Origin of the sequence: Collinsella sp. i06-0019-1H4, from assembly GCF_042849575.1 — a bacterium.
Taxonomy (GTDB): Bacteria; Actinomycetota; Coriobacteriia; order Coriobacteriales; family Coriobacteriaceae; genus Collinsella.
Map to the genome: position 1 here is coordinate 368,543 of NZ_BAABYB010000001.1, position 12,330 is coordinate 380,872.

At 59.3% G+C, this 12,330-nt stretch carries 14 protein-coding genes and 1 tRNA gene; 10 read left to right on the plus strand and 5 right to left on the minus strand.

The window, feature by feature from the left end; all coding sequences use genetic code 11:
- Positions 1-8 precede the first annotated feature (8 nt).
- Positions 9-707: a DUF5710 domain-containing protein gene (locus ACGHEN_RS01500; protein WP_390396806.1), complete on the minus strand. Its 699-nt coding sequence runs from the start codon at positions 705-707 to the stop codon at positions 9-11.
- A gap of 321 nt (positions 708-1,028) precedes the next feature.
- On the opposite strand from ACGHEN_RS01500, the gene ACGHEN_RS01505 reads away from it, so the two are divergent.
- The 3 genes from ACGHEN_RS01505 to ACGHEN_RS01515 all read left to right on the plus strand — a co-directional run bounded on the left by ACGHEN_RS01505 (position 1,029) and on the right by ACGHEN_RS01515 (position 3,047).
- Entirely contained in the window at positions 1,029-1,274 is a 246-nt protein-coding gene (locus ACGHEN_RS01505) for a helix-turn-helix domain-containing protein (RefSeq protein WP_147336052.1), read from the plus strand.
- Positions 1,275-1,436: 162 nt separating this feature from the next.
- On the plus strand, positions 1,437-1,685 hold the full coding sequence (locus ACGHEN_RS01510) for a PriCT-2 domain-containing protein (RefSeq protein WP_117765514.1): 249 nt from the start codon (positions 1,437-1,439) through the stop codon (positions 1,683-1,685).
- Positions 1,686-1,970: 285 nt separating this feature from the next.
- A complete protein-coding gene (locus tag ACGHEN_RS01515; RefSeq protein WP_390396810.1) occupies positions 1,971-3,047 on the plus strand; it encodes a DNA cytosine methyltransferase in 1,077 nt (358 codons plus the stop codon).
- On the opposite strand, the gene ACGHEN_RS01520 is transcribed toward ACGHEN_RS01515, so the two are convergent.
- On the minus strand, positions 3,044-3,850 hold the full coding sequence (locus ACGHEN_RS01520) for an MAE_28990/MAE_18760 family HEPN-like nuclease (protein ID WP_390396813.1): 807 nt from the start codon (positions 3,848-3,850) through the stop codon (positions 3,044-3,046). The genes ACGHEN_RS01515 and ACGHEN_RS01520 overlap by 4 nt on opposite strands.
- Before the next feature lie 5 nt (positions 3,851-3,855).
- A complete protein-coding gene (locus tag ACGHEN_RS01525) occupies positions 3,856-4,914 on the minus strand; it encodes a DUF262 domain-containing protein (protein ID WP_117842766.1) in 1,059 nt (352 codons plus the stop codon).
- Positions 4,915-5,138: 224 nt separating this feature from the next.
- Here ACGHEN_RS01525 and ACGHEN_RS01530 point away from each other — a divergent pair, with 224 nt between their 5' ends.
- Positions 5,139-5,288, plus strand: coding sequence for a hypothetical protein (locus ACGHEN_RS01530; RefSeq protein ID WP_158559600.1), 150 nt, complete (start codon positions 5,139-5,141; stop codon positions 5,286-5,288).
- 228 nt (positions 5,289-5,516) lie between these two features.
- On the opposite strand, the gene ACGHEN_RS01535 is transcribed toward ACGHEN_RS01530, so the two are convergent.
- Both ACGHEN_RS01535 and ACGHEN_RS01540 read right to left on the minus strand, forming a co-directional pair.
- Positions 5,517-5,858: an ATP-binding protein gene (locus ACGHEN_RS01535; RefSeq protein ID WP_390399348.1), complete on the minus strand. Its 342-nt coding sequence runs from the start codon at positions 5,856-5,858 to the stop codon at positions 5,517-5,519.
- A gap of 60 nt (positions 5,859-5,918) precedes the next feature.
- Positions 5,919-5,993: transfer RNA gene (locus tag ACGHEN_RS01540), tRNA-Val, on the minus strand.
- 230 nt (positions 5,994-6,223) lie between these two features.
- Between ACGHEN_RS01540 and ACGHEN_RS01545 the strand changes: the two genes are divergently transcribed.
- The 6 genes from ACGHEN_RS01545 to ACGHEN_RS01570 are packed head-to-tail and all read left to right on the plus strand — an operon-like array spanning position 6,224 to position 12,265.
- Positions 6,224-7,108, plus strand: a complete 885-nt coding sequence (locus tag ACGHEN_RS01545) for a hypothetical protein (protein WP_390396817.1) — start codon at positions 6,224-6,226, stop codon at positions 7,106-7,108.
- A gap of 11 nt (positions 7,109-7,119) precedes the next feature.
- Complete coding sequence (locus ACGHEN_RS01550; protein ID WP_390396820.1) at positions 7,120-7,956, plus strand: hypothetical protein; 837 nt, start codon at positions 7,120-7,122, stop codon at positions 7,954-7,956.
- Positions 7,957-7,969: 13 nt separating this feature from the next.
- The gene (locus ACGHEN_RS01555; RefSeq protein ID WP_390396823.1) at positions 7,970-8,959 is read left to right on the plus strand and encodes a hypothetical protein; all 990 of its coding nucleotides are present in this window, start codon (positions 7,970-7,972) and stop codon (positions 8,957-8,959) included.
- Positions 8,959-9,765 carry a hypothetical protein gene (locus ACGHEN_RS01560; protein ID WP_390396825.1) on the plus strand — a complete coding sequence of 269 codons (807 nt, stop codon included), beginning with the start codon at positions 8,959-8,961 and terminating at the stop codon, positions 9,763-9,765. Before ACGHEN_RS01555 ends, ACGHEN_RS01560 begins: the two co-directional genes overlap by 1 nt.
- A 60-nt stretch (positions 9,766-9,825) precedes the next feature.
- A complete protein-coding gene (locus ACGHEN_RS01565) occupies positions 9,826-10,575 on the plus strand; it encodes a signal peptidase I (protein ID WP_390396827.1) in 750 nt (249 codons plus the stop codon).
- Positions 10,568-12,265 (plus strand): hypothetical protein, encoded by a 1,698-nt coding sequence (locus ACGHEN_RS01570; RefSeq protein WP_390396829.1) that lies wholly within the window; start codon positions 10,568-10,570, stop codon positions 12,263-12,265. Before ACGHEN_RS01565 ends, ACGHEN_RS01570 begins: the two co-directional genes overlap by 8 nt.
- The last annotated feature ends 65 nt before the right edge of the window (positions 12,266-12,330 follow it).

Consider the following 12,330-nt stretch of genomic DNA (forward strand, 5'->3'; position numbering starts at 1 on the left):
GTTTTGCCCTACAGGTAAATTCCCTCGCACAGGGTCTTGTGGAACTGGGTGTGGTGGTCGCGTGCCCAGGTGAAGAGTGCCTGGTCAAAGTTGCCCTGACTAGCGGGGATGCCAAAGACGCCAGCGACTTCTACGCGCACGAATTCCAGCGCGGGCAGCTTGTTGATGGCCGTGAGCGCAAACGGCGACGTGGGCTCCTCGAACAGGTAATGGCTGCCTTGCAGCGCGCCGCAGGCGGTGCAGGTGCTGGCGAGCGATACGGTCTTGGTGGTGCGCGACGTTACGGGCTTGTAGCCGCAGCGCTCGCGCAGGTAGTCGCGGATCTCGGCCGGCACGCAGCCCAGCGCGGGGACGATGGCTATGGCGTTGGCGCGGGCGGTGTCAATCGCGATGTGGCCCGCATCGTCCATGGCGGGCGCGGCGTTGGGCGCAGCCTTGCTGCCCGAGTCCTCGGCCGCCCGATACGGAATGCCAAAGGCCGCGACCGTCGTCTGCTCGTGGCACTTCCAGCATTCGCGCTTGCCCAGTACCAGATAGATGTAGGGTGCGCTGGGGTCGGAGCGATCCACGCCGGGCAGCCATGCGGCAAAGGGCTCGGGGTTGACGCCATCGGGCACGTACCAGATCTTCTTGACCCGGTCCCACTTGGCACCCAGGGCTTTGGCCTCGTCTTTGTGCAAAAAGGGAACATCGAGCTCGGTGCGCATGGCGGCTCCTTTGCGTGGCTTGCGGTGCATGTGCTCCAAGGATACCCCAGCGGCGGACGTCCGATGCATGCCGACGGAATTGCTGATGTTCTTGCTGTTGGCCGCGGCTGTTTGCAAACGCGACGGTGCCGTTGGGGCATTGCTATAAGTCAGCAAATGAGCAATTTGGCCGTCCAAGCAGTCGCAAAGCAAAATGGAAGTCCCGCGCCGTCAAGCAGTTTTGCCACTGCTGCACTACATAACCACAGTTAAACGCGGCAATTCGCTCTTGTACAGTCTTAACCGTGATCACACGTCATTAGTAGCTCAGAGGTTAGGGCGGTGACTGAATGGCTCGGTACAAAGGCGAGAATAGGGCATGGGAAGGAGCCGCTCGGCTGCTCGCAAATCCGGCGCGCGGACGTGAAGGTGTGCGAGACCCCCAAGCACGTGGCCGAGATCGGCGGGTGGAGCCTGCGCCAAGTCCAGAAGTGGTGCGCGGACGGGACGCTCCCCGCGATGATGATCGGCGGCACCTGGGCGATCAGCGGGCAGAAAATCTGCGACATGCTCGGCATTGAGGACTAGCGATGCCTATGGAAGCATTCAAGGAAAATGACACCGGTGGCCGTATACTTGGCGGCGGGGCCACCGGCGGCGAGTGGACAGGCCGGGGGCCTGTCGTGGCTGCATCTTACAGCTCGGTCACGGGGAGCGTCGCCTCGCAGCTCGATTGCGGGGTGAGCCAGCATGAACGATAAGGAGAAGGCCGACTTGGCGTTCCTCTCTATGGAGCCGCCCAAGAACTACGAGACTTGGAAGAACATCGGCATCAGCTACGAGGCCGCTGGAGGCGACCACGACACGTTCCTCAGCTGGTGCTCCCACGACCCCGAGAAGTACGACGAGGCCGTTACCCGCAAGCTCTTCGAGCATGTGGACGAGGGCGGTAGGATCACGGCGGGCACGCTCTTCTGGCATGCGGCGAACGCAGGTTGAAAGAGCACGGGCGACCATACAAGCGGAGCGCTTTGCACGGCCTCCGGCGGCCAGGACCTCTCCGGATTGCCGTACTTGGAACAGGCGATCAAGCAAATCGAGGCCAAGGCGTTTTACCTGCACTTCTGCTGTTTACGGGAAGCAAACAGCCGTTCGGTGACGTTTTCAAGCTCAGGTCTCCAATCCCTCTGATTGCTGCTAATCTATAAAGTTAGCGAGTTGAATTCTTTTCGAGTTTGTGACGCTCGCATACGGTCATTCTAGGACGCCGAAGGGGTGATTGCGATGAGCGTTGATAGTTCCACGGAGGATAAGGCTCAGAGCGCCTCCATTGGTGCTGTGGATTTGTTTTGCGGGGTCGGGGGTCTGACCTACGGTTTACGCACCGCTGGCATCGATGTGGTGGCTGGGTTTGACCTCGATTCCTCTTGCCAGTACGCCTACGATGCGAACAACGGCAAGGACAAGTTCATCTGCAAGAACATCGCCGAGGTCACCGGGGAGGAAGTCAAGGAGCTCCTGAAGGACTTTGACATCAAAGTCTTGGTAGGGTGCGCTCCTTGCCAGCCCTTCTCGAAGCACCGCAAGGACAAGAAGCATCGCGAGAGGCACAAGGACTGGGGGTTGCTTGCGCAGTTTGGGAGGCTTGTACGTGAAGTGCAGCCAGATTACGTGTCCATGGAGAACGTGCCCGAGCTCGAGAAGGAGAGCATCTTCTCTGGTTTCTTGAACACGCTTAAGGAGTCCGGATACTCGGTGGAATACAGCGTCGTAAAGGCTGAGGAGTACGGTGTGCCCCAGCATCGGCGGCGATTGATTCTGCTAGCTTCTAGAAATGGGTCCATCAGCTTGATTGACCCTACGAATGATAACGCTCATGCTGTTACGGTTCGGCAGGCAATAGGTGCGCTGCCTGCCGTGAGCGCTGGCGGCTCTTGCAGGGGGGACTCTCTGCAAACGGCGTCGGCGCTATCAGAACTAAACTTGAAGCGCATTAAGGCTTCGACGCCTAATGGCACGTGGCGAGATTGGCCTGAGGACCTGAGGCTTGATTGTCATAAAAAGGCTGCTGGCCAAACGTACCCTGCGGTCTACGGGAGGATGGCTTGGGACGAGACGTCCCCAACTATAACTACGCAGTTCTATATGTACGGTACGGGCCGGTTTGGGCATCCAGAGCAAAATCGAGCCCTAACCTTGCGTGAGGGTGCCGTCTTGCAGAGCTTCCCGCAGGATTACAAGTTCATTAGGCCTGGCGAGAAGATCAGCAAGAAAGCTGTGGCACGGCATATTGGAAACGCCGTGCCACCAAAGCTCGGCGAAGCGGTTGGCAAAAGCATAATTGCCGCTTGCGTACACTAGCCCTCTTCTGATTCGGTCATACCGCGCCGATATTCACCGGCGTTGAGATAGGTCGAAACATCCTTGCGGAGCTGCATCAAAAATGAGTCAACATGATTGACTAGCTCCGCAAGCTCCGATGTTGTCACCTGATTGCTTGCTTCTGCAAACGAAATTGATCCATGAGCTAGGTCATTCCGTCGATTCTTGATGTCTTTAAGCTCGCTCTTAATCTCATCCCTCTTGCAGTTCGCTATATCATCATGAATCGATATTCCGTGGTCATCAAAGAGCTTGAGGATTTTGTCTGCATCTAGATTTCCACCGGCGATGGTGTTCCGAACGCTGAATTGAAGTACGTTATTTTTAACAGCATGATCAAGCAACTTCTTGCTTATGGACTCGGCAGTACTATTGCTGGCTTTTGGGTCGCTCAACCCGTTATACATTTGGGTATGGTGCCAAATCGATTGAAGCTTTTCGGAAACCTCAGCGTAGCCGCAACCCTCGTCCTTTACTCTGTCGTAAATCGCCTGCATGAGATTAGTGACCGAGTACTCAATGATGTTGTAGATCATAAGCTTGACGTTGGAGCGGATGACACTGGAAACGAGGGTCACATCTGGTGTCGATGAGGGCAGGCCACTGGGATTTGCCTTTTCAGCGTTTTCGTACGCTCCTCGCATTACAGCATTGTAGCGCACGCCCTCTGCGCCTTGGTCAAGCGAATCGAGCAGGGTCGCGAGCGTAATCATGCTCTTGGTCTCACCAAGGCGGTCGTTGTAGACCTCTTCGTACCCCAAGTTAAAGTCATTGGAATCCATAAGGTTTACCGCTCCGCCTTCAGCTTGTTGGCAACGAAATCAATGCGAGCTTTCAACTTGGCCTTTACGTTTGCCGAGTCTGACCGCACAAGGGTCTGGAACTCTTCGCAATCAACCCAAGACATGTCTTTGCGCGAAAGGTCCTTGTCCTCCGACAACGCCACGGCAACGCCGACCGCAATAGCTTCGAAACGCGCATGAGGAGTCGTTTTTCCTGTCGGTGTCTTTTTGAAACCCCTGTCTCCCAAGCACTTCTCAACGTATTCCAACATTTCTTTGAAGCGAGCGACGAGTTCATTGCGCTTGTCAGGTGACTCGGCAAGCTCGATGTTCATGCGATTCGTGTATTCATCCAGGTAACTAGCAACGCGGTCTTTGTAACCCTCGAAATCTGGGTAGCCGTCTGCATAGGCGAAGAAACGAGTGACAAGTTCCATGTCATCGTAGTGTTTGCGCGCCGTCTCGCTTAACGGGGCAAGTTTTATAAAGAGCGGATCATTGGAGAGCTCGCTTACTAGTTTTGTAAAATCGCCGCCCATGGAGCCACGGCGAATTTCTTGCGATTTGAGCTGCTTGCCCGATGAATTGATACGACGAAAAATCTCCTGTCGGACGTCAAAGGTGGTCCCTTCCTCAAGGTAAACCACTCGAAAGCTCGCGTTATCGAATCTTCTTTGTACTTCTATGGGAAGTTCTGAATAGGTCTTTCCGTTGACAGATGTAAGGATGTTTAGATTGCACAAGGTTAAATCGCCTCTGGCAAAGTTCACCAAGGCGTTCATCCTTTGCGCTCCATCAACGATTTCCGTTCTGCCATCTTCAGCATCGGCAAAGAACATGTAGGGAATGGGCAGACCAATTAGCACAGACTCAATAAAGTAGCTGCAGTCAACGTCCGTCCAGACGAAGTTCCGTTGATAGTCAAGCGGAATGTAGAATGCATCAGCATTGAACTTATTGATGAGGTATTCCGCAACGTATTCGCGAGTGCTGAATCGCACATCCTTTTTCTTGTCGCGAATCTGTTCGGAAATCTCGATCGTCTCACTTTGTTGATCGGTCAATCGCCTTCACCTCAATCTATAGCAGGACGAAGCCAACTTAGGTCTGACTGGCCGTGGGATGTGAAGTCCTCTCCCATAGCCAATGCTGCACTCTAATGATACCAGCAGATGCCTGGCATTAGAGTCGTGCCCCTCTGCCACTTTGTGACGCCCGTCTAGGCTGCTCGTATCGAGTAACTGGGCGGGCGCCTTGTTGTGCCTGCCGCGATTTGAAAGCAGGATACATGGACGGTGAGACTCATGGCGACGAGGCGGCGAAGGTCGAGCTCGCGGAAGGGCAAGAGGACGCGAGGTCGGCAGAGGTGGCGGACGCCCTTCGCTCGGAGATCGAAGCGGTGGAGGGCGCAGCAGCCGACGAGCGCGTGGAGTACTGAGCTCAGGCTCGCTGGGGCGCGGAGCGTCAAGGCCGCGCGTGCCCTTCTCGACGAACACGGGGGCGACGTGGGCGCGCTCAAGGAGGCGGAGCCCTGGCTCTTCTCGGTCCCCCCGCGCCCGCTGGGATCACGGGGCTGTCAAACGCGGGAGCCGCTGTTTGTGTCGACGACAAACTGAACATTGTGGCGCGACCAAATTGAGCACTTTGGCAAACACGCCGCGTTAACCTATCCCACCGCCTTGCCGAGCATGAGCGTCGCCTCCATACGGTGACTCGCGCCGGTGAACTCGACCAGGCGGCCGTGGTGGACGATGCGGTCGATTATCGCCGCCGCCATCTTGTCGTCCCCCAGGACCGTGCCCCACTTGCTGAACTCAATGTTTGTGGTGATGACCAGGCTGTGCCTCTCGTAGCAGTCCGACACCCCCTGGAACAGCAGCCTCGCGCTGTCGAGGTCCAGCGGCACGTAGCCGAACTCGTCCAGGATGACCAGGTCGTTTCTGGCGATGTCCCTCATCGCCGCCTCCAGCGAGTGCTCGCGCGCCGCCTTTTGGGATACATTTGGGATACAGCGCTATATACAAGAAACCGGTCTACCGCATTTCCGCAGGCAGACCGGTTGAACAATTGGTGGGCGTTAGAAGATTTGAACTTCTGACCTCTTCCGTGTCAGGGAAGCGCTCTCCCCCTGAGCTAAACGCCCGATCAAGGGTGCGCGAGTGCGCAGGGAATAATATAACGGAGCTCCCGCCCAGTGGCAAGAACTATTTTTTAAAAAGCGGCGATTTGCGACCCTATCCGCCCCGATGCAGTGCGAACAGCACGCGGAAAGTCGCGTTTGTACCCCCGATGAACTGCACATTCGCGTAAAATAACTCCATTATGGGCAAATGGTGTCCAGGTAGTTTGCAGCACGGCATCTGGGGGAGGGGCATGTCGGACGCGCGTTCGCTGAAAAAACAGTTCAATCGCATGCTCGCCACGTTGCTGGTGGCCCTTGCTGTTGCCGGAGCCGTAACGTATGCCTGGTACATCTACAACGCCAACCGTCATATCACCGACGTCAAGATGGCCGCGGGCACGGGCGTAACCTTCCTCATCTCCAACGAGTACGACGGCGAATACAAAACCAACGCCGGTTTAAGCTTTGCGGGCCTGCTCGATCCCGTCTCGACCGACAACGTGCTCAACGGCTTTCAAAAGGTAACGGGCTTTACCGGCGGAACCACGCAGGACTCGCTGTTTGCCAGCATGTTTGGCGCGGCCGAGCACTCCGACTACTACAAGACCTCCCTGTACCTGGCCACCAACTCGGCCGCAACCGACGTGTACCTGTCGGGCATCGACTTTGCCGAGCAGGATTCGGCAAGTCCCATTTCCACCGCCCTTCGCGTGGGGCTGGTCACTTATGCCCCGGGCAAAAGCGATACCGTTACGGGCCAGTACGTCTTTGAGGTCTCGGGCGAGCACAATCCCCAGGCGCGCTACAACACGCTCGATGGCAAGGACACCGGCGAAAACGAGCAGAACCACCTGGTGCTCGACAGCAGCCGCTCCGACGGCGCCACGGTCTATTTTGACCAGCTGACCAGCGCAAACTTCTGTGACTACAACGAAGACACCGGTATCGTGAGCCTCAAGGAGGCCACGACCAAGATCTGCAGCCTGCCCGCTGCCGCCAAGGGCGCCAACCGCAGCACGCCCGTGCGTGTGGATGTGTACGTGTGGCTGGAAGGCTGCGACCCCGACTGCACCAACAACCTGGCCGCCACCAGCCTGCAATCGCTGGCGCTGCGCTTTGCCGGCAAGCGTTCGTAAGGGGGCCGGGGATGAGTACATCGAACATCAAAGACATCCTAAGCTCGCGCCGCCGCATGGTTGCTGCGGCCGCATGGATGCTGGTGCTGGTAGCTGCCCTGAGCGCCGCCACCTACGCCTGGTTTAGCAACTCGCGCTACACCAACGTGACGCCCGTGGCGCATACGGTAAGCGACGAGGGCTCCGATCTGCAGATTGGCCTTTCGGCCAACGGGCCCTGGGACACGACGGCCACACTTGCCGCCGCCGACAAGACGCTCTATCCCATCTCGACGTCAGACCTTTCCCGCTTTTGGCGCGGCACGTTCCAAAACGCTGCGGGCATCACGACCGACTACGCCGACTGCACCGCGCAGCTGGACGACTATGCCCTTTCGGGCACGCTGTACCTTAAGGGCGGCGACAGCGCGCTCAACGTGTACCTGTATCAGGGCCAGATGAGCGTGACGAGCGATCCGCAGCTGCTTGCCGCATTGCGCCTGGGTCTTGTGATAACGACCCGGTCGGGTACGCAAACGCACATCTTTACCTGCGACGACCTGGGCAGCACCGCGGGTGCCACCAGCAGACGTACCACCGCGCAAGACGGCGTTGTCGTGGCAGTGGGCGCCTCGGGCTGGACCTATACCGCTGACCCTGCGCGCGCCATAAGCGCCTACAGCATGGACGGCACCGGTGACACGCCCACGGCGCGCGCGGGCGCCACGCCCATCTGCACGCTGACCGCCAACGAGGTGGCAAGCGTTCGCTACGTTGTGTACATGGAAGGCTGCGACGCCAATTGCATCGACGAGGCCCAGGCCCGCGATGTGGTGCTGCAGCTTGCCTTTGCCGCGGCCAAGGCGTAAGGGGGCGAGCGACATGGAAGATCAGAAGCACATGCCAGCAGATAGCTGCGAGGCCAAAACCCAGAGTGAGAGCCCCGCGGGCTCCTCCAGCGTAGCCGCCGAGCGCCAGGTCCTCGAGGACGTCGTCACCCGCCGCCACGCCCGTCGCGCGCGTGCCTACATCGCACTCGTTATGGTGGCACTCGCCGCCACGCTGGGCGCCGCGACCTACGCTTGGTTCACGAACAACATGAAGGTCAACACCAACTCGGTGAGCGTGCACAGCGACACGTCCAAGCTGGTGCTGGAGCTGGGCGATGCCGATCGCGGCAGCTGGTCGCAGCAGGGCGACGTTTCCCTAACTTCCAACGCGACCGGCGCCGTGACGCTCTACCCGGTCTCGACCTTTGACCTCAACGGCTTTGCTGCCTGTGCGCAAAACAACTCTGCCGGCGATGCCACAGTGTTTGAGCAGGCAAAAGACAACGGCTCCGCGTTCTACCACGGCTGGATCGACCTGCGCCCCACCATTACCGGAACGGGCGCCAGCAAAGTAGCGGGTAAGGTCAACCTGTATCTGGCCGAATCGCTGGCCCCGCAGGGTGCCGATGCCGAGCTGCTGCGCGCAGCCCGCGTGGGCATAAAGATTTCGAGCGGCAGCCAGGTGCTTGCCAGCAACATCTTTGAGCTCGACAGCTCCGACAGCGGCCATCGCGACGAGCATCCCGCGACCGCGCCTGCGGGCCTGGCGGGCTACACCGAGGGCATGCTCCTGGGTTGGCAAAACGGCCAGCTCGCTTGTGGCGCCAACGTGACGCAGGACCCGGCCGCCTTTACGCTGGACACGAGCGAGACGGCCACGCGCCCGCAAAACACGCTTGCCACGCTGGGGCTTGGCCAGACCTATCGTCTGGATATCTATTACTACATCGAGGGCACCGACCCCGATAGCGCCGACTATCTCTATCAAGATCCGGGCACCTTGCACCTGGCGCTCTTTGCGACGCTGGATGGTGAGGCGTAATGGCACGCATCATGCCCGACGACCGTCGGCCCATCGCCAACGGCGCCCAGACACAAGCCGCCGCGCCCACCGACACCGACCTTCGCCGCAAGCTCACCACCACCATGGTGCTGGTGCTGTTTGCGCTGGTGGCGATAGCCATGGCAACGTTCGCCTGGTTCTCCATCGCCGATAGTGCCAAGACCCGCATGCTCATGATCGACGCTAACGCCGACGGTTCGCTGCGCTTTGACCTGGACGAGCACGCCACGTTCGACGAATACGTCCACAGCCTGGGCTTCGACCAGATCTCGGCGCGCATCGCCAGCGAAAAGGGCGTGGACATTGACGCATCCAAGCTCAAGCCCGTAACCACGAGCGACTACCAGACCTTCACTTTCGAGGACGGTTCCACCGCCGATCCCGCCACCGGTGCCTACCTGGAGTTCACGCTGCACTTTATGAGCAGCACGGACCTGCGCGTTCGCCTGACCGGGCAGGATGGCGACGGTGGCGTGTCCGGCACGCGGTTTAGCTCCGACACGCAGGGCATGGCAAGCGCCATGCGCATGAGCTTTACCGCCGACGGCCACACCTGGGTCTACAACCCCAACGGGGACGGGGGCTCATCCGGCGCGGCCACCGTCTTTGGACTCGACTCGAGCGCTGCCACCGCGGCCAGCGATATGTTCGACCTGATAAAAGATACGGATAAGCCGGTAACCGTTCGCATATGGCTCGAGGGAACGGACCCAAATTGCACTAATATGCTAAAGGGAGCTAACTATTCGGTTTCGATGCGCTTTGAGGGCATCGAGGAACAGTAGATATGCACGGCGGCCACCGGGCCGCGCACGACCTAGACAGACACGGTAGTAAGGGACATCATGCAATCTGTTAAAAAAGCCGCATCCATCGCGTTGAGCGTCGTCATGTGGATCATCATCCTGGTGGCGGCCCTGTATGCGTTTACCACGCTCGCCACGCGCGAGGACGGCAGCGTCTCCGACATCGCCGGCTTCACCCCGCTCGCCGTGCAGTCCGACTCCATGGCGCCCACGTTTAACAAGGGCGACCTCATCTTCATCAAAAAGTGCGACACCTCCAAGCTCGAGGTGGGCGACATCGTGACGTTCCATACCATCATCGACAACGAGTACGCGCTCAACACGCACCGCATCGCCGCCATCGACGAGGTCGACGGCATGCGCAGCTTTACCACCAAGGGCGACAACAACGACGTGGCCGATACGCACATCATCAGCGACGGCGACATCGTGGGCAAGTACCTGTTCGCGTTGCCGCAGATGGGCAAGGTCATGGACTTCCTGTCCAGCTCCATGGGCTTCCTCATTGTGATCGTGCTGCCCATGCTGCTGTTCTTTATCTACCAGGTGTATCACCTCATCGTGGTGGGCATGAACCTCAAGCGCGCTATGGCCGAGGAGGACCGCCTGGCCGCCGCGGCTGCCATCGTGGACGCCGAGGACAAGGGCGCTGCTGCCACCGTCACGGCCGATAACGCCGCCGAGCAGCTCGCCCAGGCCGAGGCCAAGCTCGAGGAAGCCCGTCGTCTGAAGGCCGAGGCCGAGGCGGCGATGAACGCGACCAAGCAGGAGGGTACCGACGGTGAGTGAGTTTCTGGGATTTGCCTGGGAGCTGCTGGCAAAGGTCGTCTACAACGTCGTTGCCGTCGTGAGCTCCATCCTTAACCTGCTGGTGTTTGGCTGGGTTGAGTACTTCAACATCTTTATGACCTACTTCACCACGTTTGACCTGGTGGGCAAGATCGGCGCGGTCATTCTGTTTGCCATGCTCATCGCGGTCCCCGTGCTGATCGTGGCCATTCTGGTCCACCGCTACCGCATCAACCGCCGCCTGCATCGCGACGACACGTCCAACAAGGCGCTCTACCGCGAGATCGGCCGCCTCAACAAGCAGGTGCTCGACCTCATGGACGAGAAGAACAAGCTGCTGGCGCTCAAGGTCAATGCCATGGGCGGCACCAAGCAGATTCCGTACGTGGGCGCCTCGGCCCTGGCCGACGACCACCTGCCCACGGTGGGCAACGTGGTGGGCGCCGCTGCGGGCGCCGGTGCGCCTGCGGGCGAGGGCGCCACGGCCGCCGTGGTGTCGGGCAACGCGTCGCTCGCGCTCGATGGCGATGGCGTCAAGGATGCCGCGGCCGCCATGGCCAAGGCCACCGTCGAGGCCAAGACCCTTGCCGAGGAAAAAGAGATCGCCCAGGCCAACCGCTTCCCCAAGCTGTCCCTTGTGGACCTTAAGTACCGCGACTGGGAGCCCCCGGTCTACGACGATGCCATCTCGCTGGAGGACTTTGTCGACAGCTTCCGCGCGTTCGCCTGCAGCCAGATGAAGCTCTACTACACGCCCGAGGTCATCCGCCGCTTTGTGGCCGGCATGGCCGCCTCCAAGCTGCTGATTCTGGAGGGCATTTCGGGTACCGGTAAGACGTCGCTGCCCTACAGCTTTAGCCGCTATCTGGACAACCCCGCAACCATCGTGTCGGTGCAGCCGAGTTTTCGCGATCGCACCGAGGTGCTGGGCTACTTCAACGAGTTTTCCAAGCGCTTTAACGAGACAGAGTTCCTCCGTGCCGTGTACGAGGCGGGGCTGCGCCAGGACCCGTCCATGATCGTGCTCGACGAGATGAACCTCGCCCGCGTGGAGTACTACTTTGCCGAGATCCTGTCGGTGCTCGAGATGCCCAGCCACGACGAGTGGGTGCTCGACCTGGTGCCTACCCGGTGGGCCGCCGACCCCAAGGGTCTGCACGACGGAAAGCTCACCATTCCCGACAGCCTGTGGTTTATCGGCACGGCCAACAACGACGACTCTACCTTTACCATCACGGACAAGGTGTACGACCGCGCGATTCCCATCGAGCTCAACGAGCGCGCCGACGCGTTTGAGTGCGAGCCGCACGAGCGCGTGCACGTGACGGCCGACCACCTGCAGTATCTGTTCCAGAAGGCCAAGGTCGAGTACGTGATCGATGACGATCTGCTCGAGAAGATGCACAAGCTGGACCAGTACCTGCAGACCCGCTTTAAGCTGGCCTTTGGCAACCGTATCATCAAGCAGATGTACGACTTTATCCCCGTGTACGTGGCGTGCGGCGGCACCGAGTTGGGCGGCATGGACTACATCATCGCCCGCAAGGTGCTCAAGAAGTTTGAGTCCATGAACGTGAGCTTTGTGCGCGACGAGATGAAGGGCCTGATCGAGTACATCGAGAAGACCTTTGGCGAGGGCGGCCTGCCCGATTCCGTCATGTATCTGCAGCGGATCCAGAACTTCTACTAATGCCGTAAGCGCGGGGCGTGGGACAAGACAATCAGTAGCGTTTGCCCAGTGTGGTGTCGTCACGC

Bases quoted from the DNA above. Each gene is read 5' to 3' on its own strand.
- ACGHEN_RS01565 (WP_390396827.1), top strand. From the start codon at position 9,826: ATGCAATCTGTTAAAAAAGCCGCATCCATCGCGTTGAGCGTCGTCATG.
- ACGHEN_RS01530 (WP_158559600.1), top strand. From the start codon at position 5,139: ATGGACGGTGAGACTCATGGCGACGAGGCGGCGAAGGTCGAGCTCGCG.
- ACGHEN_RS01560 (WP_390396825.1), top strand. From the start codon at position 8,959: ATGGCACGCATCATGCCCGACGACCGTCGGCCCATCGCCAACGGCGCC.
- ACGHEN_RS01520 (WP_390396813.1), bottom strand. From the start codon at position 3,850: ATGGATTCCAATGACTTTAACTTGGGGTACGAAGAGGTCTACAACGAC.
- ACGHEN_RS01510 (WP_117765514.1), top strand. From the start codon at position 1,437: ATGAACGATAAGGAGAAGGCCGACTTGGCGTTCCTCTCTATGGAGCCG.
- ACGHEN_RS01515 (WP_390396810.1), top strand. From the start codon at position 1,971: ATGAGCGTTGATAGTTCCACGGAGGATAAGGCTCAGAGCGCCTCCATT.
- ACGHEN_RS01500 (WP_390396806.1), bottom strand. From the start codon at position 707: ATGCGCACCGAGCTCGATGTTCCCTTTTTGCACAAAGACGAGGCCAAA.
- ACGHEN_RS01555 (WP_390396823.1), top strand. From the start codon at position 7,970: ATGGAAGATCAGAAGCACATGCCAGCAGATAGCTGCGAGGCCAAAACC.
- ACGHEN_RS01545 (WP_390396817.1), top strand. From the start codon at position 6,224: ATGTCGGACGCGCGTTCGCTGAAAAAACAGTTCAATCGCATGCTCGCC.
- ACGHEN_RS01550 (WP_390396820.1), top strand. From the start codon at position 7,120: ATGAGTACATCGAACATCAAAGACATCCTAAGCTCGCGCCGCCGCATG.